General features: G+C 47.8%; 18 protein-coding genes, 3 tRNA genes and 1 pseudogene. 11 read left to right on the top strand and 11 right to left on the bottom strand.

The annotated features are described in order from the left end of the window. The first annotated feature begins 139 nt into the window (after nt 1-139). Together ACG0Z5_RS14570 and dkgB are read left to right on the top strand one after the other, a co-directional pair. Nucleotides 140-216, top strand: a tRNA-Asp gene (locus ACG0Z5_RS14570). 162 nt (nt 217-378) lie between these two features. Then, a complete protein-coding gene (dkgB, locus tag ACG0Z5_RS14565) occupies nt 379-1182 on the top strand; it encodes a 2,5-didehydrogluconate reductase DkgB (protein ID WP_394448425.1) in 804 nt (267 codons plus the stop codon). Here dkgB and yafC read toward each other — a convergent pair. After that, a complete protein-coding gene (gene yafC, locus ACG0Z5_RS14560; RefSeq protein ID WP_394448422.1) occupies nt 1179-2108 on the bottom strand; it encodes a DNA-binding transcriptional regulator YafC in 930 nt (309 codons plus the stop codon). The genes dkgB and yafC overlap by 4 nt on opposite strands. A 166-nt stretch (nt 2109-2274) precedes the next feature. Here yafC and ACG0Z5_RS14555 point away from each other — a divergent pair. The 3 genes and pseudogenes from ACG0Z5_RS14555 to ACG0Z5_RS14545 all read left to right on the top strand — a co-directional run. After that, nucleotides 2275-2553: pseudogene (locus ACG0Z5_RS14555) on the top strand (MFS sugar transporter); the annotation flags it as partial. 142 nt (nt 2554-2695) lie between these two features. After that, nucleotides 2696-3496, top strand: coding sequence for an endonuclease/exonuclease/phosphatase family protein (locus ACG0Z5_RS14550; RefSeq protein WP_394448420.1), 801 nt, complete (start codon nt 2696-2698; stop codon nt 3494-3496). An 84-nt stretch (nt 3497-3580) separates the two neighbouring features. Next, nucleotides 3581-4351 (top strand): class I SAM-dependent methyltransferase, encoded by a 771-nt coding sequence (locus tag ACG0Z5_RS14545; protein ID WP_394448417.1) that lies wholly within the window; start codon nt 3581-3583, stop codon nt 4349-4351. Nucleotides 4352-4400: 49 nt separating this feature from the next. Here ACG0Z5_RS14545 and mltD read toward each other — a convergent pair whose 3' ends face one another. Both mltD and gloB read right to left on the bottom strand, forming a co-directional pair. Continuing rightward, nucleotides 4401-5582: a murein transglycosylase D gene (gene mltD / locus ACG0Z5_RS14540; RefSeq protein ID WP_394448414.1), complete on the bottom strand. Its 1182-nt coding sequence runs from the start codon at nt 5580-5582 to the stop codon at nt 4401-4403. 71 nt (nt 5583-5653) lie between these two features. Further along, nucleotides 5654-6409 carry a hydroxyacylglutathione hydrolase gene (gene gloB, locus ACG0Z5_RS14535; protein WP_394448412.1) on the bottom strand — a complete coding sequence of 252 codons (756 nt, stop codon included), beginning with the start codon at nt 6407-6409 and terminating at the stop codon, nt 5654-5656. 33 nt (nt 6410-6442) lie between these two features. On the opposite strand from gloB, the gene ACG0Z5_RS14530 reads away from it, so the two are divergent. Next, on the top strand, nt 6443-7165 hold the full coding sequence (locus ACG0Z5_RS14530; RefSeq protein ID WP_394448408.1) for a class I SAM-dependent methyltransferase: 723 nt from the start codon (nt 6443-6445) through the stop codon (nt 7163-7165). Here ACG0Z5_RS14530 and rnhA read toward each other — a convergent pair. After that, complete coding sequence (gene rnhA, locus ACG0Z5_RS14525) at nt 7162-7629, bottom strand: ribonuclease HI (protein ID WP_394448405.1); 468 nt, start codon at nt 7627-7629, stop codon at nt 7162-7164. The two genes, ACG0Z5_RS14530 and rnhA, sit on opposite strands and share 4 nt — an antisense overlap. Nucleotides 7630-7693: 64 nt before the next feature. Here rnhA and dnaQ point away from each other — a divergent pair, with 64 nt between their 5' ends. The 4 genes from dnaQ to ACG0Z5_RS14505 all read left to right on the top strand — a co-directional run bounded on the left by dnaQ (nt 7694) and on the right by ACG0Z5_RS14505 (nt 10636). Then, entirely contained in the window at nt 7694-8425 is a 732-nt protein-coding gene (gene dnaQ, locus ACG0Z5_RS14520) for a DNA polymerase III subunit epsilon (RefSeq protein ID WP_394448402.1), read from the top strand. A gap of 128 nt (nt 8426-8553) precedes the next feature. Continuing rightward, nucleotides 8554-8630: transfer RNA gene (locus ACG0Z5_RS14515), tRNA-Asp, on the top strand. Between the two features lie 692 nt (nt 8631-9322). Next, the gene (locus ACG0Z5_RS14510) at nt 9323-10240 is read left to right on the top strand and encodes a LysR family transcriptional regulator (RefSeq protein ID WP_394448400.1); all 918 of its coding nucleotides are present in this window, start codon (nt 9323-9325) and stop codon (nt 10238-10240) included. A 320-nt stretch (nt 10241-10560) separates the two neighbouring features. Beyond that, a tRNA-Thr gene (locus tag ACG0Z5_RS14505) sits at nt 10561-10636 on the top strand. A 342-nt stretch (nt 10637-10978) separates the two neighbouring features. On the opposite strand, the gene ACG0Z5_RS14500 is transcribed toward ACG0Z5_RS14505, so the two are convergent. The 6 genes from ACG0Z5_RS14500 to ACG0Z5_RS14475 form a co-directional block, all read right to left on the bottom strand. After that, the gene (locus tag ACG0Z5_RS14500; protein ID WP_394448398.1) at nt 10979-12394 is read right to left on the bottom strand and encodes a TolC family protein; all 1416 of its coding nucleotides are present in this window, start codon (nt 12392-12394) and stop codon (nt 10979-10981) included. Between the two features lie 5 nt (nt 12395-12399). After that, entirely contained in the window at nt 12400-13635 is a 1236-nt protein-coding gene (locus tag ACG0Z5_RS14495; protein WP_394448395.1) for an HlyD family type I secretion periplasmic adaptor subunit, read from the bottom strand. After that, nucleotides 13629-15959 (bottom strand): type I secretion system permease/ATPase, encoded by a 2331-nt coding sequence (locus ACG0Z5_RS14490; RefSeq protein ID WP_394448394.1) that lies wholly within the window; start codon nt 15957-15959, stop codon nt 13629-13631. The genes ACG0Z5_RS14495 and ACG0Z5_RS14490 overlap by 7 nt, the downstream gene beginning before the upstream one ends. Nucleotides 15960-16427: 468 nt before the next feature. Continuing rightward, the gene (locus tag ACG0Z5_RS14485) at nt 16428-16616 is read right to left on the bottom strand and encodes a hypothetical protein (RefSeq protein WP_394448392.1); all 189 of its coding nucleotides are present in this window, start codon (nt 16614-16616) and stop codon (nt 16428-16430) included. A gap of 113 nt (nt 16617-16729) precedes the next feature. Next, nucleotides 16730-17614, bottom strand: a complete 885-nt coding sequence (locus tag ACG0Z5_RS14480) for an OmpA family protein (protein ID WP_394448390.1) — start codon at nt 17612-17614, stop codon at nt 16730-16732. Between the two features lie 83 nt (nt 17615-17697). Next, nucleotides 17698-20790 (bottom strand): Ig-like domain-containing protein, encoded by a 3093-nt coding sequence (locus ACG0Z5_RS14475; protein ID WP_394448389.1) that lies wholly within the window; start codon nt 20788-20790, stop codon nt 17698-17700. Nucleotides 20791-21473: 683 nt separating this feature from the next. Between ACG0Z5_RS14475 and ACG0Z5_RS14470 the strand changes: the two genes are divergently transcribed. Beyond that, entirely contained in the window at nt 21474-22397 is a 924-nt protein-coding gene (locus ACG0Z5_RS14470) for a LysR family transcriptional regulator (protein WP_394448386.1), read from the top strand. Nucleotides 22398-22505: 108 nt separating this feature from the next. On the opposite strand, the gene ACG0Z5_RS14465 is transcribed toward ACG0Z5_RS14470, so the two are convergent. Then, nucleotides 22506-23777 carry a tetratricopeptide repeat protein gene (locus ACG0Z5_RS14465; RefSeq protein WP_394448384.1) on the bottom strand — a complete coding sequence of 424 codons (1272 nt, stop codon included), beginning with the start codon at nt 23775-23777 and terminating at the stop codon, nt 22506-22508. Between the last annotated feature and the right edge of the window lie 181 nt (nt 23778-23958).

Raw genomic sequence — 23958 nt, 5'->3', positions numbered from 1 at the left:
CCCCATGCCGAACTCAGAAGTGAAACGCCGTAGCGCCGATGGTAGTGTGGGGTCTCCCCATGCGAGAGTAGGGAACTGCCAGGCATCAAATTAAGCAGTAAACCGGGGCAATAAACCGGTGGTTGTAGAGAAATTCGGTGGAGCGGTAGTTCAGTCGGTTAGAATACCTGCCTGTCACGCAGGGGGTCGCGGGTTCGAGTCCCGTCCGTTCCGCCACTTATTAAGAGCCCTGAGCATTTGCTCAGGGCTTTTTCTTTTGTAAAAAACCTCATTATTGCTCATATCGCAAAAATCCTCTGCGCTTTCGACTCTTTTTCTCATCCCTTCTGCTCGTCATAATTGTCTGAATACACATATAAAGTAATTAAAGAGGAAGTTATGACAATCCCTGCATTTGGTTTAGGTACATTCCGTCTGAAAGACGAAGTGGTAATCACCTCCGTGAAGACGGCACTTGAGCTTGGCTATCGGGCTATCGACACCGCCCAGATCTACGATAACGAGGCGGCTGTTGGTCAGGCGATTGCTGAAAGTGGCGTGCCGCGCAGTGAATTGTTTATCACGACAAAAATCTGGATTGAAAACCTGAGCAAAGATGCGCTGATCCCAAGCCTGAAAGAGAGCCTGAACAAGCTGCGGACTGACTACGTCGATTTAACGCTGATTCACTGGCCATCACCTAATGATGCCGTTTCAGTCGAAGAGTTTATGCAGGCGTTGTTGGAAGCGAAAAATAGCGGGCTGACGCGTGAGATTGGGATTTCAAACTTCACTATCCCACTGATGGAAAAAGCCATCGCCGCGGTAGGGGCAGAAAATATCGCCACCAATCAGATTGAACTCTCACCGTATCTGCAAAACCGCCGCGTCGTAGAATGGGCCAAACAGCACGGTATCCATATCACGTCTTATATGACTTTGGCCTATGGCAACGCGTTGAAAGATGGAGTTATTGCGAAAATTGCTGCGAAACATAACGGCACGCCAGCGCAGGTTATTCTTGCATGGGCGATGGGAGAAGGATATGCGGTGATCCCATCCTCGACGAAACGTGAAAACCTGGCCAGCAACCTACAGGCACAGGCGCTTACCCTGGATGAGGCTGACCGAACTGTGATTGCGGCTCTGGAATGTAATGACCGCTTGGTCAGCCCTGAAGGTCTGGCACCAGACTGGGATTAATTCAACGTGGGGGCGTTCGCGCTCCCGTTTATTGCTTTGCGCTGTGTTTCGTGTTCACTCAGGAAATCAATAAATGCTCTGATGCGTGTGCTGACCGCCCGGTCACTGTAATACACAGCGCTGAATGGCATCTCCACCGGTAGCCGTTTATCTGCCAGCAGTTCGACAAACTCACCTCTGGCAATTTCCTTATCTACCATATAGTCAGACAGGCAGGCGATGCCATTCCCGCTCAGGCAAAGCTGTTTCAGCGTTTCGCCACTGTTCGATGAAATCCCCGATGTCACTTCATGCAATTGTCCGTCACAGCAGGCTAATGGCCACGTATTCAACGACGCCGGTTCTGTAAACCCAAGACATAAATGCTGCTTCAGATCGTCAACGGTCTCGGGCGTTCCGAAGCGCTCAAGATAGTCCGGCGAAGCAATAATTTTGCGATAGCTGGCAAATAGCGGTCGAGCGCGCAGGCTGGAATCCGTCAACGTACCTACCCGAATAGCCACGTCTACCTTGCGTTCAATGAGATTAATGAACGTTTCAGACGACACCAGCGACAACGTAATTTCTGGATAGCGCTCGCGAAACGGTTTAATCAGCGGCATCAGATAATGCAGGATAACCGGGGTCGCCGCATCAATGCGCAGCAGTCCGCGCGGCGTATGCCGAGTCTCCATCAACTCGTTTTCAGCCGCAGCCATCTCCTGCAAAACGCCCTGCATACGGCGGAAATAGCGTTCCCCCTCTTCGGTCAAGCTGAGCTGGCGCGTGGTACGGTTGAGTAAACTCACACCAAGCTTCGATTCCAGTTTTTTAACGGCCCGACTGACCGCCGAATTGGCTTGGCCGAGTTGCTCTGCGGCGCGGCTGAAGCTGCCGCTTTCGACCACGGCAATAAAGATGGCGATTTCTTCTGATGTGGCTCTCATTGTTGCTCCAGCTGCAAAATTATATTGATATTTTGACCATTTTTGTTATTTAAACACTGGCGCATACTGCGTGTCATCTTAATCCTGATGATACGGAGTAAATTATGCCACTGGCGCTACTTCGCCCCGATGATGCAACACCTGGCGGGATTCTCATCCAGAGCGGATAGGCGTCTTCGCCTTCGGTAATGTGCCCGGTTTGCAGGTGTATGTCGTACAGAAAGCTGAGATTTACACTCCATCTGCCATCGATGTGGCTTCGGGTCTGAACATCGCCGCCTTCAACGTCGGGATTGCAATCGGGTCTGTCATTGGCGGCCAAACCGTTGAACATTATGGTCTGGCGCAAACACCCTGGATTGGCTCGGTGATCGTACTGGCTGCCTTCCTGTTAATCGGGGTCAGTGGTCGGCTTGATAAGTCAGCCAAAGTTGCCCTTGGCTAAAGGGAGAGTCCTTATTTGCTTACAGTATGGTGCGCATCTTTCTGAAAAATAGCGTTGAAACTGTGAGCAATAGTCCCTATAACAGAAGAACCACACTGTGATGTCAGCGTGGTTTTTCTGTTATTGAGGTCAGAAATCTACCGTGCGAAAAAATACCTATGCCATGCGCTATGTTGCCGGACAACCAGCCGAGAGGATCTTACCTCCCGGTTCGTTCGCAACTATTGGTCAGGCATTGCCCGCCGGGGAGCCATTAAGTAGCGAAGCAAAAATTCGCGTCCTGGTATGGAACATTTTCAAACAGCAACGTGCCGAATGGTTATCGGTGCTGAAGAATTTCGGCAAAGACGCGCATCTGGTTTTACTTCAGGAAGCGCAAACGACGCCCGAACTGGTGCGGTTTGCCACCACCAATTATCTGGCAGCCGATCAGGTTCCTGCCTTTTTATTGCCACAGCACCCGTCGGGTGTCATGACCTTATCCTCGGCCCATCCCGTCTATTGCTGCCCGTTACGCGAGCGAGAACCGATTTTACGCCTGGCAAAGTCGGCGCTGGTGACGGTTTATCCCTTGCCGGACGCGCGTCTGCTGATGGTTGTGAATATCCACGCGGTCAATTTCAGCCTCGGCGTGGATGTCTACAGCAAACAATTATTGCCGATAGGCGATCAAATTGCGCATCACAGCGGCCCCATTATCATGGCAGGCGACTTCAATGCCTGGAGCCGTCCGCGAATGAATGCCCTTTACCGCTTCGCGCGCGAAATGTCGCTGCGTGAAGTCCGCTTTACCGACGATCAGCGGCGTCGTGCCTTTGGTCGCCCGCTCGATTTTGTGTTCTACCGTGGTTTGAATGTGCACGAAGCCTCAGTTTTGGTCACGCGTGCATCCGATCACAACCCACTACTAGTGGAATTCAGTCCCGGCAAACCTGAGCGATAAAAGGTAAGTCAGGTCTGCCGTGGGGCAGACCTGTGCACCTAAGGTGCTGCCCTTTTATCATTCATCCAACCGAAGGACAGCACAATGACAACACAATCTCACCACAATAACGTCGATAAACAGTTTGGCTCCCAGGCAAGCGCCTATTTAACCAGTGCCGTGCACGCAACCGGGCGTGATCTGCAACGCCTCGCAGAGCGACTGAGCGCCTTCCCGCAGGCAACGGTGCTGGATTTGGGCTGCGGGGCAGGGCATGCCAGCTTCGTTGCCGCCGCGCACGTGGCGCAGGTAACAGCTTACGATCTGTCGGCACAAATGCTTGATGTGGTGAAGCAGGCTGCCGTTGATAGAGGGCTGAATAACATTACGACATCGCAGGGGTACGCTGAGATTTTGCCCTTTGACGATGCCTCCTATGAGGTGGTGATCAGTCGCTATTCGGCTCACCATTGGCATGATGTCGGCCAGGCAATGCGGGAAATTAAACGTGTGCTGAAGCCGGGCGGCATCTTTATTCTTATGGATATCATGTCACCTGGCCACCCGCTGCGGGATATCTGGTTACAGACGGTAGAAGCGTTGCGCGATACTTCGCACGTACGAAATTACTCAAGCGGCGAATGGTTCTCGATGATCAATGACGCCGGATTAATTACCGACAGTTTGATTACCGATCGGTTGCCGCTGGAATACGGTTCCTGGGTAGCGCGGATGCGTACGCCAGAAGCGCTGTGCACTGCCATTCGGTTGTATCAGGAAAGTGCTTCCCTGGAAGTGAAGGACTATTTTGAATTACAGGCTGACGGATCGTTTACCAGCGATACCATCATGGCCGAAGCACATAAAGCGGCATAAATAAAAAAGGCACCAGGGGAATCGGTGCCTTTTTCGTTAAACAGAGTTATCAGGAATCGGGCCTGTCGTTGTTTTTAACATACAACGTCAGTTGATCGCCCGGCTTCAGGTTATCGGTATCGTCGTTCCAGCGCACAACATCTTTAATGTTGAGCCCATGACGTTTAGCGATACTCGACAACGAATCACCTTTGCGAACACGATAGGTAATGCTATCGCTGTTTTTCGCTAAGCGAGTCGGCTGAACCGCGGCAATTTCACCCGAGGCCAGGGACTCACGCAGCTGATCGGCATGTTTTTGCGGAACCATGACATACTTTGGTCCGCTGGCTCCAAGGGTAGAACCCTTAACGCCTGCATTAAACGCCTTCAGCTTGGTGACTGAAATACCGGCCATATCCGCCACCTGCTTCACGTCGACCGGGCTATCCAGACGAACACGAGCCAGGGCACGACTTTCATCTGCCGTCGGCAGTTGAACGCCATAGCGTTTGCTATTCTTGAGAATATCGCTCAATGCCAGCATCTTAGGCACGTAAATCTTCGTTTCCCGAGGCAAAGAGAGCGACCAGAAATCGGTAGGTTTCCCTCGCGATTTATTCGCTTTAATTGCCTTCATAACACGACCTTCGCCGCTGTTGTACGCTGCGACCGTTAACAACCAGTCGCCGTCAAACATCTTGTTCAGACGTTGCATCATGTCGAGTGCTGCTGTTGTAGAAGCAACAAGATCACGACGCGCGTCGTATGCGCGGGTCTGTTTTAAACCATAATTGCGCCCTGTGCTCGGAATGATCTGCCAGATGCCTGCGGCATTGGCGCCAGACGTTGCATGGGGGTCAAAAGCGCTCTCCACTATGGGTAGTAGTACCAGTTCCATAGGCATGTTACGTTTCTTAACTTGCCCTGCTATCCAGTACATATACGGCTCTGCCCGTAAAGTTACATCGTGGAGATAGCTCTTATTGCGTAAATACTTCTGTTTCTGTTCGCGAATCCGGCCATTATCCGGAATTCCCATCTTTAGCTCGTCGCCAATGAAAGCCCACAAGTCCTGATCCTGCGCATAGGATGTCCCATCGTCCATCCATCTCGCCTGGCTTGCAAACTTTCCTGCTTCCCCTTGACTAGCCGCTGAAAGGCTCTGCGCGTGCTGTTGTACATTACCATCTCGATTGGCCTGGCAACCCACCAGCAGGACAGAGGCGAGTAAAATCGCTCGTACCTTCATGTGTGTGGTCAATAGTTGCTTAAAAGACGACCAAGCATAACGGCGAAAATTTTAAAAGGCAACCCTGGTGGCTAGAAGTTATCTTTCTTTGAGCGTAACCAGGCAAATCGCTGCTCAGGTTGTTGCAAATTTGTTTCTTTGTTTATTTCTTTAATTAAATCAATGTCATCGGTGCGCATGAAAACATTATTACTGCGCTCTTTTTTCAGAGTTACGGGTAGTGTCTTTTGATTTTTCGCCCTTAACTCTTTAACTTCTTTGAAGTATTCATTTACGGCTCGATCATGAGGCAGAATGCTTACAGCAAACTTCATATTTTCTAATGTATATTCATGAGCGCAACACACGAGGCTATGCTCTGGAAGCTTGCTTAATTTTTTAAATGATTGATACATCTGATCTGCTGTGCCTTCAAACAGTCGTCCGCAGCCGCCGGAGAACAGCGTGTCGCCGGAGAACAAATAAGGATCGCTAAAGAAACAAACATGGCCGAGAGTGTGACCCGGCGTCGCAATTACAGAAAATTCGCATCCCAAAACATCGACAACATCACCTTCTTTGACGATATGAGTTGCCCCTTTATCTTGTGTTTCCTCCGGACCGTACACCACTAGACCCGGATATTTTTGCGTGAGTTCTTTCACGCCGCCAACATGATCGTGGTGGTGGTGCGTCAGCAAAATGGCCTGTGGGGCCCACTGATTTTTGTCGATTGCCGCGAGAACCGGTGCCGCTTCGCCCGGGTCGACAATCAAACATTGCCCGTCATCCTGACTCAGAACCCAGATGTAGTTGTCCTGAAACGCGGGAATACTGATAAGATTCATAAAATACCTCTCATAATGTCGCGGAAGGTTGTGATGAAACCGGCAAGGATACCTCTGACAGTTACGGCGCCAGGCCACTGGGCGGAAATGCCCTGGGGCGAATACTATCGTGAAGCGCTGGAACAACAGTTAAAGCCGTGGATGGCAAAACTTTATGGCTTTCATCTGCTTAAGATTGGCAACTTGAGCGCGGAAATCAATACCGATGCGTGCGCTATCTCCCACCAGGTCAACGTCTCGCTGGGCGGTGACCCCCTGCAGGTGATGGCCGATCCGCTGCATTTACCCTTTGCCGAAAAATCGGTTGATGCCTGCCTGTTGGCGCACACTTTGCCCTGGTGTCAGGATCCTCACCGCTTGCTGCGTGAGGCTGACCGCGTGCTGATCGACGATGGCTGGCTGATTTTGACAGCGTTCAACCCGCTTAGCCTGATGGGATTACGCAAAATGGTGCCGATTCTGCGCAATCGCATGCCTTATAATAGCCGGATGTTCAGCCTGACGCGCCAGCTCGACTGGTTGGGGCTGCTCAATTTTGAAGTGATGCACCACAGCCGGATCCAGGTGCTGCCCTGGACACGACAGGGGGGGCGAGTCCTGAGTACCCATTTGCCCGCCCTCGGCTGTTTACAGGTGATTGTTGCCCGAAAAAGAACGGTGCCGTTAACGCTCAATCCGATGCGGCAAAGCAAAGCCAAAAACCCATTACGCCACGCGGTGGGTGCCACCCGTCAATATCGAAAACCACAGGATTAACTTTCCGGCTTGTAGCCCGTATCTTCCTGCGTCGGGCTCATCGCGGCGGCGCGGGCCAGTTCATCGCAGCGTTCGTTTTCTGGATGACCTGAGTGGCCTTTTACCCATTCCCACTGAATTTTATGCTGGCCAAGGGCGGCGTCGAGACGCTGCCACAGGTCGACATTCTTCACAGGCTTTTTGTCTGCCGTTTTCCAGCCGCGTTTTTTCCAGTTATGGATCCACTGGGTGATGCCCTGACGGACGTACTGGCTATCGGTACTGAGCACCACTTCACAATGTTCCTTCAGCGCTTCCAGCGCCACGATGGCGGCCATCAACTCCATGCGGTTGTTGGTGGTCAGGTAGTAGCCTTCGTTAAAGGTTTTTTCATTCTGACGATAGCGTAAAATCGCGCCGTAGCCGCCAGGTCCTGGGTTACCGAGGCAAGAACCGTCGGTGAAAATTTCTACCTGTTTAAGCATCTCTGGTAGACTTCCTGTAATTGAATTCGATATGTAAACGGTAAGTCTGACATAAATGAGCGACATGAGCACTGCAATTACCCGACAGATAGTCCTCGATACCGAAACCACCGGTATGAACCAGATTGGCGCGCATTACGAGGGACATAAGATCATCGAGATCGGAGCGGTCGAGGTGATCAACCGCCGTCTGACGGGTAATAACTTCCACGTTTACCTCAAGCCTGACCGGCTGGTGGACCCTGAAGCCTTCGGCGTTCACGGGATTGCCGATGAATTCCTGCTCGACAAACCGACCTTTGCCGACGTTGCCGATGAGTTTATCGACTATATCAAGGGCGCAGAACTCGTCATTCATAACGCATCGTTCGATATCGGCTTTATGGACTACGAATTTGCCAAGCTCAATCGCGGAATCGCTAAAACGAGCACCTTCTGCAAGGTGACCGATAGCCTGGCGCTGGCACGTAAAATGTTCCCCGGCAAGCGTAACAGCCTCGATGCGTTATGTTCGCGCTATGAGATAGACAACAGCAAGCGTACGCTGCACGGCGCATTACTCGATAGCCAAATCCTGGCCGACGTGTATCTGCTCATGACCGGTGGGCAAACAACCATGAAATTCGCGATGGAAGGCGACAGCAACCAGCGTGCCGGTGATACTGGAATCCAGCGCATTGTGCGTGCAGGCGGTCAATTACGCGTGGTTTCCGCCAGTGATGAAGAGCTGGCGGCCCATGAAACGCGGCTCGATCTGGTGCAAAAGAAAGGTGGAAGCTGCCTCTGGCGTGCCTGATATCGACAAAAGTGTGCGTAAAATCAGCGAGTTGTTGGTTTTTTCATCAAACGATTCAGAACATAACAAAAAGCGTTGACGGGAATTCGGTGAGTACGTAATATTCGCCTCGTTCCCAAGGGAGCAGTGGAGCGGTAGTTCAGTCGGTTAGAATACCTGCCTGTCACGCAGGGGGTCGCGGGTTCGAGTCCCGTCCGTTCCGCCACTATTCAGGGCCATGTTATTTATAACATGGCCCTTTTTCATGCCTGGAATTTGTGGCATGCCATCATTGTTCGGTTTGTATCGAGCCTGTTTGATGTTAGTCGAATTTTGTCATAATGACCTGGACTGATTAAAGAACAGGTTTTTAGTTGAATCTGATATATTACCAGCTCTCCATAACTCTATAATCTAAATTATTCAATATCTTGCGTCACGAAATGAATGTCCATTCATTTTTACGTAGCGTCTGATTTATTATGATGAATGTATCGTTTCATTATCTTGCGGCAATGTAGTCCGGGTGTCAGGGTTTTTAAATTGGGCGAATTTTAAAAGATAACATTGAGAAATTTAAATGCATAAGTTGGCGTGAGAAATGGCTTGTATAATAAATAGTTCGTTATTCATTTCAGCACGTCGAAATGAAACTCTGATTTATTGATTTTCCTCTATTAATTATTGTATGTATGTGGGTTTTTTCTCAGTGTCAGTGATGGAAGTATGAGAAACACTGCACAAGGTCACGAATGTATATTTAAAATGACAGAAAAGCGATTTTGGTTTCAGTCTGTGAGTATGGGGTGGTACTTTTTACCCTGGCGTCGGGATAATTATCGAAAGAAGCAATGCCTTGCCATCTGAAGACATGTATACAGAAGGGGAAGTATTCATCAAATAAGGGATGACAAGTATATGAAAGATGAAATAAATTTAAAATTACTCAAGACTATTCATACTATTGTGTCATGTGGTTCAGTAACTGAGGCCGCTCGCATACTCAATCAATCACCTGGGAATATCAGCTATCAACTGGCGAAAGCCCGTAAAATAGTGAATTCAGAGTTGTTCGTTAGGACCAAGCTAGGTATGAGTCCCTCACCTGCTGCTCTGGAGTTAAGCCAAAGATATCAGAAGTATATCGACATTTATTCAGCGTCTTTGGAGCCCGGTAGCCCATCATCCAGGGCGGTGATCAATGTGAATAGCTGGCCATTGCTTGAGATGATTTATTTGATGAATGCCTCGCTTGATCAAACATCACCGTTGCCTTTTCAGTATAAATTTCAGTCGTATGTCAATGATGTTGATAGTAGGGTCAGTGCTCTTAAAAGCTATCAGATCGATGTTGATATTGGCAGCAAATTACCCCCCGACAACAATGTGACGGCGATTAAGCTTTTCTCATCTGATGTGATAATTCTTGCGGGTAAGTTACCCGAAAATGGGACTCTCCAGTTGAGTCAACAGGAGTGGGAGTCCTCCAGACATGCCGTGTGGGCAGGATCGGTTGATTTCTACAGCGAGAACGTGGAAGGGGCGATTCGGGCGACAGATTTTATGCAATCCCGGAATGTAAAATTCATTTCCTCCAACATGGTAAATATGGCCTCAGTATGTGCTAAAAATGATTGTATTATGCTGGTACCCAGCCTTGTTGCCCCCATGTTGATGAAACTGTTTGCTCTTCATCAACTTTCACTCCCTGTTGGACTTAAGCTCAATTCAGATTGCTATCTGCACTTCCATGAGAAACTGACGCAAGAGCCTGAGCTTTTAGAATCGATTCGTGATGTTATTACCAGATTACAGGCAATGCTTTCTTCTGAATAACTCATGTTCATGGACTTGCAGTTTTCTTACCTGAAGTTGTCGAAGATGTGACGACCAGTGAAAAAATTTTTGGCCTATAGCGATTGATGTCTAATCCTGATGAGGAGTTGTCCATGGTTGATGTCGCTCTGTTGTCGGCTCACTTGTGCCACCAGGTTGAACGCCAACCCATGTAAATGCCAAGTCACTATATTGAGCCCCGATTAGTTGGGGCTATGATGACTTACGGCTTTCCCGTTTTTCTGAATACCCTTTTCAATTTTTTGCTGTTGTCAGTGCTGTCACGTTTCGCTAGTATAGCTGGCGTTGAAACACATAAAGCCGATTTAGCTCAGTAGGTAGAGCAACTGACTTGTAATCAGTAGGTCACCAGTTCGATTCCGGTAATCGGCACCAAATTATATTTACATGAGCGTTATGCTGATTGGATTTCCTGTTGCATTCTCTTCCTCTCCGTTGAGACAATCAGTATAATGCTCAGCTGAATATTTATTTCCTATTATATAAAAGTCGGGGATATCATCGAGATATTCCTGGCTTTTTCTTTTTCCTCGCCCCATAACATTTGATATGACTAAATACGCATCGTGATAGCCGTGTCGAACCCTAGGTCATTTCTCTCTACTGAACCTATTGATAATAAAAAATGGCCGTAGCATCTGCGGCTACGGCCATTTAATTAATCATATTTAGTGACTGTCACTACCTTTCTAAAACGTTTAAATCGTGAGGTGAGGGTTAATTTACACCCAACCAGTCATTCAACAGGCCAGCATTGGCATAGCCAGTGAACATTGAACTGTAAGCATTAAAACGGGTAGTAACTTCACTGACCTGATTGTTGTAGTAGTCGCTTTCTGCGGTTAATACATCAAGCAGGGTGCGGGTGCTAAGTTGTCGCCACTGTTCGAAAAAGTCCTTACGTACCTGCCCGGTAGCCTGCACCAGACGGTGATACTGTTCTGCCTGGGACAGCATCGAGCGCATGGTATGCAGTGACGAACGGACTTTATTAGCGAGATCAATCTGTTGCTCAGTGATTTTCTCTTTCGCTTGTTCCGCACGTAATGCCGCAGCTTCTTCCTGCGCATTGGCCGCACCGCCACGGAAGATCCCCCAACTAACGTTCAGGTAGGTCTTCCATTCCTCTTCATATGCACCACTGTTGATAGGTACCGTCTTACTGACTACCCAGTTTAATTTCGGTAAATTACCTGCCTTTACCGCTTTTGCCTGCATCAATGCAGATTTTGCTTGGTTTCGGGCCTGCTCGATAGTGGGGTGGCGATTGATGGCCTTCAGTAATTTATCTGGATTATCGATTTTGATATTCCAGGCCGGATCCGTTGGTAGACCGTCAAAACGAGTTCTGCCTGTCAGTTTTTGCAGGGCAATTTGCGCATCTTTTATTTTAGACTCTGCATCATCGCGAGAGGTTTCTGCCTGTAACAGTCGAGCCTGTGCCTGGGTCAGTTCACTCACGCGGCCGGCATCCACTTTACTGATGTCACCAATCATACGAACGAGGCGATCCATGCGATCAACGTAGGCCTGACTGATTTGAAAAATCAGTTTCTGCTTGGCGAGCTCGGCCAACTCAGTACAAACCTGATAGGACGTATTTTCAAACTGGGCGCGATAATAGTTTTCTGCCGCCTTTGCCGTGAGCTCTTTACTTTGGATGTTCTTGCTGTTGTAACCCCAGTCAAACACTGGAGTCGTCATATTAACGGATACACCGTTGGTTAACTGCTCGTTGGGGACCTTTTCACCGGAGCCAAATTGAACCGGATTTGATTGTAGCCCGACATCGATTTGCGGCAAACGCGCCCCTTTTGCCTGGTCTGTATCGGCGTTGGCAGCGTAAAATCCAGCTTGCGCATCACGGAGTTGTGGCGTGTAGGCTTTGGCCGTCTGTACCATCTGAGCGAGATAGGCTTTTACGGATTGCAGACTTGCCTGATGCCCTTGCAGCGACGGCACACCATCCTCGGCTCCCGTATCGGCATCAGAGACCGAGTAATAGGCGCTGCCGGCGAATACCGATTTCGAGTCAGGCAGAGTGGCTTCCGCGCGAGCGCCTGCGCAATACACCATCCCCGTCACAGTCATAAGACTCAAAAACAACATATTAAATTCGTATTTGCTTTTCATCTTGCTTATCGTTCCCTGAAGGCTTCACGTGCTTTGAAAATCGGCTTGAGGATGTAATCCTGAATGGTTTTTTCACCCGTGCGGATTTCTACCCGGGCAATCATTCCTGGAATTATCGGAAGCTCTTTTCCTTTAACATGCAGGGTGCTGGAATCGGTCAGTACCATCACCTGATAATAGGTATTATCCGGTCGGCCTTTTGCCTGCTTTTCTTCATCTTTTAATGTGCCTGGACTTATCTGTTGCACTGTCCCTTTCAGCCCACCGTAAATACTGAAGTCATAGGCGGTAATTTTGACCGTGGCCGGAAGGCCGGGATGCAAGAATGCAACGTCAGACGGTTTGATCTTCGCTTCCACCAGCAACTGATCTTCTAAAGGAACAATATTCATGATGTGTTCCCCGGGTTGGATAACACCGCCACGCGTATTGAATTTTATGTCTTTGATCGTTCCACGCACCGGTGCCTTAATGATGGTTCGGGTCAGAACATCTTTGCGTCCAATCAGTGTTTCTTTGGCCTGTGAAAGCTCCAGTTGCAAACTGGCTAACTGACTATTCGCATCTGCACGGAATTTGCTTTCCTTCTCAACAATTTGCGACAGCAGATCGGTGGCCTGTCGACGGGTCCTTAACAACTCAACTTGTGACATTAGGCCTTGCTGAACAAGAGGGCTCGACAGATTGACCTCTCGCATAGTGAGCGCGTAGCTTTGTCTGAGTGCTTTGATCCCCTCATCGAGGTCATGTTTACGGGTGTTGTAAGCATCCGTTTCGTTCTTGATAACATTGGGATCCGTTACCGATGCACTGAATTTTAGCGGCTGGCTATTTGCCTCAGCCATCAGGCGGTCTATCTGTGCTTGCAGACCCGTTACCTTAGAGAGTGTTTCCTTATAGTTTGAATCTGAACGGGTCGGATCCAGTTTTAAAAGTGTTTGGCCTTTTTCTACAATCTGGCCCTCACGTACATCCATTTCACCCAGGATGCCACCTTCAAGACTTTGGATAACCTGTTCACGGCTCTTCGAAATAATTTTGGCCTCACCCTGGGTAATCTCTTCTACACGGGCAAAGTGAGCCCAGATACAAGCCGAAATAAACAGAGCGCCGATCAGTTGTAGTACCAGTCTTGAGCGTGGCGTCTTTTGGGCCAGTAATGATGCCCTGACATCCTCCATAAAGACTGCATCATCCTTTGACAGTGTTTCCTCTTTGCGCTTTTTCTTTAGGTTCAGCATGGTTCTCCCTCCGTGGCTGGATTGCTTTCACTGCTGGCGATTTGTTTTGTCGTTGAGATGCTGACGCCGTTACTGCCTGTAGCAATGGTGGTGGATTTCTGCTCTGCAGGCTTGACGGAGGCCGGTTTAGCCTGTCTACCCTGCATTTTTGCGAGTACGACCTCTTTAGGCCCATCCATCACCAGTTTGCCGTCATCGATAACAATAATGCGGTCGACTAATGAAAGGAGAGAGGGACGATGGGTAACCACGATCATCGTTTGGTTGTCAGTTGCCTTTTTAAGATGAGCGATAAACTGGTTTTCAGTTTGCATATCCATGGAGCTGGTTGGTTCGTCCAGCAGCAATACCGCAGGGCGGGAGAGTAGGCTGCGAGCCAGCGCGACCAACTGACGTTGACCACCAGAGAGGCCATCGCCCATTTCACCAATGGGTAAGTTAATGCCAAGGGGGTGTTTTGCTGCCATTTGATCAAGGCCAGTCAATTTCAGTACTCGCAAAAACTCCTTTGCTGTGGCCGCCGGACTGCCGATGAGGATATTCTCGCGCAGAGAGCCGTAGAACAGACGTGACTCCTGGCTGACAAAGCCAACATGTTTGCGCCAGTCAATAGGGTCGATTTGCAAAACATCCAGACCATCTGCAAGTATCTGCCCGCCGGTTGCGGTGTAGAGTCGGGCCATCACACGCAGAAGCGTTGATTTTCCGCTGCCGATTTTGCCGAGGATAGCTATCCGCTCACCCGCTTTGATTTTGAAGCTGATATCTTTCAGCACAGGAACGGCAGGCTGCATTGGTGGCGCGGGATAAGCAAAGTTGATGCCTTTCAGATCAATATTGCCGCTGAGCTCAGGTGAGGGCAGATAATCAATGCGCTCATCGCGATCCACTGGCTTCTCCATTAGGCCGTTTAACGACTCCATCGCTGCTTTTGCCTGCTGATAGCGTACCGCCAGGCCGACTATCTGACCCAATGGGGCGGTGGCACGGCTTGCGAGCATGACTGTACCGATGAGGGCACCTTGAGTCATGATGCCGTCACTAATGAGATACACCCCGACGATGACAATGAATACCGTCTGAATCTGCTGGAAAAAAGCAAAGCAACCGGTGGCAATTGAAGACAGACGGCGAGATTTCATGCTGGTATTTGACGCCAGGGCACTGAAGTTCTCCCAACGGCGCTGCATATGGGGTTCTCCACCCACCGCTTTCAGCGTTTCCATCCCTTCAATGGATTCAATCAGTACCCCTTGTTTCAGCGATGTCTCGCGGAGATTCTCCTTCATCGTTTTTGCTAATGGCCACTGAATAAGCACACTGACGGTGACAATAAGTGGCAGCAGTATCAGCGGAATAAATCCGAGGTAGCCGCCAATGGTGAAGATGACGCCGATGAAAAACAGGACGAAAGGAAGGTCAGCGATGGCCGAAAGCGTTGCCGAGGTGGCAAAATCACGCACCGACTCAAATTCCCTTAACTGGTTAGCAAAGGAACCGGACGAGGAAGGTTTATGTTCCATTTTAACGGCCAGCATTTTACGAAACAGGATGGTTCCGACGATTAAGTCGGCCTTCTTCCCTGCGACATCGATCAAATGGGCGCGAATGTAACGAGCGAACGCTTCAAACATCATGGCGGTCAACACACCTGCGGCGAGAGACCACAACGTCACAAACGCCTGGTTCGGAATCACCCGGTCATAAACGTTCATGGTGAAGAAGATACTGGCGAGGGTCAGAAAATTTATCAGTACCGTGCCGATAGCCGCGCTACGATAATAGCTGCGGTAGCGCCATAATGTGCCCAGCAGCCAATGCCCTTTGGGTTTCAGGTCTGGCTCTTCTACTCGATGATCTGCTTTGGGTCTGGGTTTGACCAGAATAGTGTAGCCCGAATAGATCTTTTGCATTTCTTCTGCGGAAAGAGAGACTGGCTCGGGGCTGATTTCCGGCAAAATAATGCTGTAGTATGTTTTGTTACTACCATCTTCACCTTTCACATTTTCCTTACTGAGGAAAATGCAGCCACCAGAGTTATTGCTTCGTAACAGAATTACCGGGGCGAGCTGCTCAGGAATTTCATAAAGCTCTCTGGCGACCAGACCCGTATTGAAGCCGGCATTCTGAAGTGCGATAAGTGACTGTGAAGAAGTCAGAAAGCGCGCTTTCGGGATACCTGCCATTAACGCTTCATTGGAAGCGCCGAGCTTATAATAGTCGCATATCCATGACACACTCATTAACAGCGTATCATCCACGATGATTTTATCTTCGGGATGCTCCATCTCTGTTTCATCCTTACTTGGTTTGTTGTCGTTCATTGCAAGTCAACGTCCATTTTTCATTAAGTAAAATTGAGTACTGACTGATTGTAAATTTAGCCAATGACTCTGCGTTGTAGAATAAATAAAGATACTGTTTCCCAATGCCTCAAGAATACACAAGAACGTATTTTAAAATTCTGTAATGCATTTTTTGATTAGTTATACTGTTGAGTATTTTTCTGTAAGTGACTGATTTTAATGAATTAGTTCAATTGCATTTTTTTGGTCCGAGTGTTTTTTGTTTTTTGCAATGAGTGTAATTAGGGTAATAAGTTCGAATGTGCTGAATATGCTATTTGGGGTTGTAAAATAATGAGGGGAGGGGGAGAGAGGCAATCTTATGAGTGTCTCTCCTGGTTTTTGCCAGTATAGGATACTGAAGATAAACTTTAATCCTATTTCAATTGATGAGAATTCATCGCATGATAATGCGCGGAGCGTTAGTTTCGCGGCAGGATATTAAAATTAATCTTTGCTTTTAGAGATGAAGTAAAGAAGATTTTCGCAGTTCTCAAGATGATCGAGGAGATTGTGCAGTTCGTTAACAATGACCTGATCATTATCTTCCCAATGGCTTGACATCTCTGCCATCTTCCGGCGCATGGTATTTATAGTTCGGCAATGGCAAGATGCAAGCCATTTTTTGCTGGGCATAGGTCCTCCTGACCTTGTGAAAAAACCATAATTGCACCCCATTATTTTATGAATATAAAATAATCAGGGTGCAATAGAGTGTTTTCAATGAGTCATGCTGACAGTAGATGCAGTTACTTTAGATAACTACGAACAACAACGCGGCGGTCTGGTGAGTAGCAAGCGATCTTGTCCTGCTTTGATCGCAGGTCCTGGCAACCGGTTGCAACTGGTTCACTGCTGCCTGCCGTTGAGACGCTGATGCTGCTGGCAGAAATGCCATTTTCAACTAACAGGTCGCGAACAGTTTCGGCACGTTTTAAACCCAGAGCCTGGTTAGCCTTAACGGAGCCGATAGGGTCAGTATGACCAATGACGACAATTTTAGCGCCCTGTTTGCTGATGTCCTGAGCAATTTTGGATACACCTTCACGACCATCAGTTGTGATATCGCGTTCTGAGGACTTGCCGAACCCAAACATAATATCGCTGGCAAGATTGTAGTCTTTGAATGTGTAATGACATGCCGTCACTGAGGATGCGCGAGATAAAAGAATATCCTGCATACGAGTGCGCTGCAGTAAAGGCGTTGCTTCACCTTTAGAAAGCATGCTGCTTACGGTAGTAGAGTCTTTATCTGCTTGAATATAATATGTTTTACCACCCTCAACGTTGAGAGTGTTTCTCATATCCTGTTTCCCCTTATACAGAGGCGCATCATCCAACCAGGCTGACAGTCGGTGTGAACCTGGTTTTACACAAAATGCCGTGTAGCTGCCAGGAATCAGGCTAGTCTGAAATTCACCATCGACATAAATATTCGCGTTGCCTTGCTTTTCCATGGCTGCATCTGGATGGAACCAAACGATTTGCGCCTGATCCTGAGAGACGTCAGCCACAGGTTGATAGGCAACCGAAAGGACATCGTTGGTTGCTGACATTGCCACAGGCGAACTGACCATCAGACCGCATGCCATTGAGAAAATGAGTGACTTCATTTTATTAGATAAATCGATCATCCTGAACTCCACCCCGGCCTGGTTACCGGGGGAAAATAAAAATATTAGAATGGTTCCCTGCCATCACGGCAGGGAATTCGTACTTAACCGTGCTGCAGTTCAACGCCATGCTGAACAAGCAACTCAAGCGATGAATCCTGCTGCTGGTAAACGTCATAATGGACGCCACCGGCAGTGACCTGACCATTTTCGTGCCAGTTCGAGGAATCAGCCTGAAGGGTGACATGACTGCCTTCTTCGCCGGTAATAGCAACCTGCTCTTTACCATCGGCAATGAAGATATCTTTGCCCGCTTCGGATAACAGTTGGTCGTAGGTTAAGGTCTCATGGCCCTGCACCTCGATGCTGTTATGATGAAGCTGTGATGCAGCTGCGACATCCAGGTCAGAAACGTCAGAGAATGCTGAGTAATCCAATGGCTGGGTATGGGTATCGATTGAATGGACATCTGATACGGTTGATGTGACATCATCGCCCCATTGCAGGTTGTCCACACGGGTAATAACGTTTGTACCTTGGCCATTGGTCATAACCATAGACATAGACGAAATAAACTCGCCCTCTGGCGCTGTCCAACTGAGGTTCACCACCTCTGAATCAGATGTTTCAACAGGGAAATCGAGCTGTTTAAGCAGACCACCGTCGGCATCATAGAAATTGACGACGCTGCCATAAAAGCTAGAGACGTTCACATCGAAGCTTACGGCAGTTGTCTGGCCGCCAAAATCAATATGCGTTTCTGAGCTGGCAACGAGCATCAACGCCCTCTCACCGAATCCATCAGGGCCAAAGTAATACATTCCCTTATCAGAGATTTCGGTGAACGAGTTGCTACCTTGACCGTCTGTCGGGCCGCTGACAAAAGTAACCGTCAGGCCATTGTCCAGGGTGAGGCTATCACCAACGGTATCAAACACATGCGTCGGAACGCTTTCGAAATTCTCGGAACCGGAAATAACAGGTACCGGCGGAACATCAATGGTGAAATTAATCGCGTCTGAAGCGGTGCTCTCATTACCCGCCTTATCTACCACGACACTGGAAAAACTGTGAGCGCCATCAGCCAGTGGCTTAGGTGGCGTGAAGGCCCAGGTTCCATCAGTATTGGCGGTAACTACACCAATCTGTTCACCATTGTCGGAGATAATGACCGTACTTCCTGCCTCAGCATTACCTGTGTAGGTCGGGGAAGCATCATCAGTGATGTCACCGTCGTTAATTTTACCCGTAGACTCGCCGAAATCGTCATACAGAATCAGGCTCGCCGCTGGATCTGGTGTGGTGGTATCGATGGTAATTGGGAAGTCAGTGGCAGGGCTGGTATTCCCGGCATCGTCAACAACCACAACGTCGATATCGTGGTCGCCTTCATCCAATGGATTTTCTGGTGTGAAGTTCCAGTCACCATTTTCGTCAACGATAACGGTGCCTATCTCTTCGCCACCATCGGTAATAATGACCTTCGAGCCAGGCTCTGCATCATCGCCACTGAATGTTGGAGTCGTGTCGTTAGTTGCACCACCATTATCAATAGGATTACCCGCGTCATCCGTTGCGATGACATCAGTTCCCGCTGGCGGGGTGGTATCAATAGTGACAGGGAGGTCGGTAGCCGGGCTGGTGTTGCCTGCTTCATCAACGACGACCACGCTAATGTCGTGAGCACCATCATCCAGTGGTTTTTCAGGCGTGAAGTTCCAGGCGCCATTATCGTCAACAACCGCAGTGCCTATCTCTTTGCCGCCGTCAGAGATAATAATTGTGCTACCCGGCTCTGCATTATCGCCACTGAACGTTGGCGTTGAGTCGGAAGTGGCACCACTATTATCAATGAGATTACCCGCATCATCGGTTGCGATAGCATCGGTTGCCGCTGGTGGAACGGTATCAATAGTAATAGGTAGATCGGTCGCTGGGCTGACGTTACCTGCTTCATCAACGACGACAACACTAATGTCGTGAGCACCATCGTCCAGTGGTTTTTCAGGCGTGAAGTTCCAGGCGCCATTATCGTCAACCGTCGCGGTGCCAATCTCTTTTCCGCCGTCAGAGATAATAATTGTGCTGCCCGGCTCTGCATTATTGCCGCTAAACGTTGGGGTGGCGTCATTCGTTGGCTGATCGGTAGTGATCGCTTTACCATTGTCGTCAGTGGCTGCAAGGTCAGAAGGACCCGGTGCAACGGTGTCGATTACCACATTGATATCATTAGACGGCTCGGATTCATTACCTTCAGAGTCGACGACAACAACGGAGAAATCATGCGCGCCATCGGCAATAGGTGAATCCGGGGTATAAGTCCATGAGCCATCTGCATTGGCTGTTGTTGAGCCAACCACCGCCCCGGTCTCATCCTTCACCATGACCGTATTGCCTGGTTCCACACCGCTTCCGCTAAACGTCGGGGTATTGTCATCCGTAACGCCATTGTTCTCGATAGCGCCAGTGATAGAACCTGCATTATCCGTAATTGCGTCGAGCGTGCCGGCGCTGACGGTTGAAGTACCATCGCCGCCGTTTCCGCCATTAGCATCATCGCCGCCGTTTCCGCCATTAGCATCATCACCGCCGTTTCCACCGTTGGCATCATCGCCGCCGCTGCCGCCGTTTCCACCATCAGCGTCATTACCGCCGCTGCCACCATTTGATGAATCACTGTGATGGCTATCGCCGCCACCGCCGCTATTGGCAATGGCAATGCCTCCGCCAACCAGAGCCAGAAGCCCCAATCCAGCCAGCGCCCACATTAAGTCAGGATTGCTGTCATCGGCAACGAGACCGTCAGCCAGCCCCGGAATGGCGTCATCACCCAAAGCGAGAGGTTCAGCGGCATCGGCTGGTAAAGCTGCACTCGGTTGTCCATTGGCAGTAACATATGAGTAATAAAGGCCATCCTCGCCTTTACCAACCAACTCACCATCATTGAGATAGTAGTTATGAATAATTACCTGTGGGTGATCCGTATCTGAGCCTTCAAAGCTCACATAAAGGTCATCACCCACACGTTTAGTGGTTAAGTTTTCAGGAGCTACGCCGGTTCCGTCCTCAGCAATTAAATACTTGCCATGGTCAAGTGCATCCAGTGTAACTGGGGTCTTTGCGTTATTTTGTAATTCGACGACCTTTGCGATTTTCTTGTCATCGATTACTACGATTTTTACTGCGTTACTCTCCACTTACGTACTCCTGTATGAGAATCAAAATAAGTTGACTCGGCTTACACTCTCTGGGTGCAATATAACGACTCCATTGGAGGTATGAGCGTGCTAATCAGTCGATATAAACGTGCTGCTATAGCCGCAGGCTTAATATCCCGAAGTCATGTAGTCGCCATTTTTCGTGAAATAAAATGAATCAGGCTGTCTTATGTAAAACTTAACTTTCGCCAATAGTATAGAGAATTACTTATCGGGCCTCATTAAATTGTTTTAAAAGTAAAAAATGGCTATGTTGTTGATTGTTATGTGTTATTTCTATTTTTCTAAAATGGTGAATGTTCATTTCACGTAACTTGAATCTCGTATTTTCAGTTAAGTGAAATTGTCATTTTTATTTTTGTGTTGGTGGCTGGTGTTATCATATTTTTGGGTTTTGGTTTTTAAAGTGTTGAATTGTGAATTCAGTATTTTACATTTTAGTTTTTTTAAGTGTCGCAGTTTGGTGAGCAGTGAGTAATGAATATTAAGAAGCAGTTTATCCAGTTCGAAAAAACCAAACTGCGCTGATGATGCGGGTACAAAGGGCACTGTGTGTTCTCAAAGGAACAGAAGAATAAGCATTTTACTTATCAATGTATATCGCCGAAAAATAAGCGAAAAGCAAATGAAAATAGGCTACCAAACACAACAGGAAGGTAGAGATGTACTCAAAAGAATTTGATCTGAACTCATTGTTGATCCTAAATGCAGTAATTGAATGTGGCAGTGTAACCGCTGCTGCCAAGAAGATGGCGATGTCGCCATCATCGGTCACCTATGCCATTAACAAAATTCGGAAAACGACATCCAATCCCATCTTTACGCGTTCGAAAACCGGGATCACGCCTACCACGCTTGCTTTAGAGTTGAACCAGCGCTATATCAAAGCAATTGCACTGATTAATGATGGGCTTGAACTCTCCTCAAAAGGCGAAGAGTCTGAAGTATTCAGGAATATAACAATCAGTACTTATACATTTTTTGAATATTGGTTTTGCTACTTTATCAATCAACAGCAAACTCAGCTCGACAGTCTTTGCTTGAATTTTGTGAAGTATCCTACATGTAAAGAGACGCGAATCTCAAAACTCAGAAATCATGAAGTGGATTTTGATATTGGTGGTCTCTTACCAAATGATGCCTCTATTGTGTCTCACAAACTCTGCTCTTCGCGGTTTAAAGCTATGGTCAGTATCAATCATTCGACGATTCGGGATAGTTTGTCGTATGAAGATTGGGTGAATAATAAACATGTTAAGTGGGTACAGAAACCGGATGAAACGTTAGTACAGGACGGAAATGCAAACCAGATAGAAGAATTACATACCAGGGATGTTATCTTGAAATCGGCCAGTTCGCTCAACTCACTTATGATTTGCTCCTCCTTTGATTACATTATGTTAGTTCCTGAATATATGGAGGAATTCCTTATTGAAGCACTGCCGGTGAAAATTTTTGATTTACCGTTTGAGACGACAATGACCTCGACACTTTATGTGCATTTTCATCGTTCGGCGAAAAGAAAATCTTTTGTAAGTGCGTGCCTGGATACACTAATTAATATGTTGCCAGAAAAGAAAAATTAGATTTAAGCGGAAGGTTTTTGACGTTTTTATCAATAGTATCCAAAAGTAGAAGGAGTCGCATTAACGACTCCTTCTACTTTTGTTATTATACTAATAAAGCTGCATCGTTCATGACTCAGTAACGAATTTAACCTTCAATTTCCCTTCTTTGTACTGGTCAATCATGAAAAACGGGAGTGACAACTGCCATTTTTTATCGTGAATATTGACCGTATAACGACGTACAAAATCATCAGATTCGAGTTCTATCAGGGCCGTACTACGACTTTGATCAGGGATTGTCAGTTCTCCAGCGATAGCTGAATAGGTAGCGTTGCTTCCAATATGAAAATTGGCATGCTGCCAACGAACAGAAGAATGAGGAGGGTAGTTTTTGGCATGATGGAACAGAAATATTTCATCATGATTGAGAATACTGTTCCTGACGGTAGGCCAAAGCGCTGCTCGTAGGAAATATTGGTCAGTGAAGCGGGCGGTACCGGTATAGCTGGCAACAAAAGCTTCTATAAGTTTTTGAACGGAAGGGAAAATGCCATTACAGCCTCCCCACATGCCGGCCAACAGCAGTTCAGTGTGCGTGAAATAGTCTCGCATATGATGGAACCAATAAGGAGAGCTAAGCCACTGCTGAACTGCAGCCGCTTCTTTTTCCGAAAAAAGTGAGTCGGCATCACGGACCAGGTAGCGTGTAACCTGATTATCATCAATAACCAGAAAGCGCCACAATGTAGCCGGGATGGTTTTTTCATTACTCATATCAACAAGTTGAACCCCGAGGCGTCTTAATTGCTCGATAACTTCAACAGGGACAGAGCTGTCATGATAAACGCGGCAAGTCCAGTCGGGGTAAATTTCACTGCTTAATTCAGCATTTTTAATTAATGCTTCACAATATCTGGGGCTGGCACCATACAAACTAAATGAAATAATATTTTTTGATTTTTGCAATGGGTCGAAAGCAGGCGGTTGCACGGAAGGAAAAGGGTAAACAGGACCTTCACGATATGTCTGATCGGCAGCTTTCAAGGAGTAAGAGCCATAATATTGCAGCTCATCGTGTTTTCCCAACCAGCCACAGACTTCTGCCAAGCCGTCAATCCAATTACCGGCGAAATGGACCTTTTCCTTTTGTGCAAACATCGCACGGTAAATTTCGTAAGATCGCTGATATTCATGGGTCCGCATCAGTGTTAACGCATAATCACCCAATACTGATGGGTTTCCGGGCAAAATCGCTAACACGCCTTCACAGCACTGCCTGGCCCGGGGGAAATTATTGGCTGCCATTGCTGTTTTGAACTCTGTAGCAAGTTGCTCAAACTTTTTTAGTGATTTCCCATTTGGTTGTTTTTTTAATTTCTGTATTTTGTTTTTATGCATTTAGTACACCCCGAGCTTTTTTGTTAATTAGAAAATGGATTATATGTTATTACGTGAGTGCCGCGATTGCTAATTTCATTTCTTTTTTAAAAAATCTCTTTCTAAATATTGGTTGTAATTATGTTTTAGTATCAATGGTGATGTTTTAAGTAAGGGGTTGTGAGGCCGTAGGCGGGACCTT

The organism is Scandinavium sp. M-37 (assembly GCF_043558715.1).
GTDB classification, from domain to species: domain Bacteria; phylum Pseudomonadota; class Gammaproteobacteria; order Enterobacterales; family Enterobacteriaceae; genus Scandinavium; species Scandinavium vulneris_A.
The sequence above is the reverse complement of the archived record's forward strand: the minus strand, read 5'-3'. Positions and strand labels throughout refer to the sequence as shown.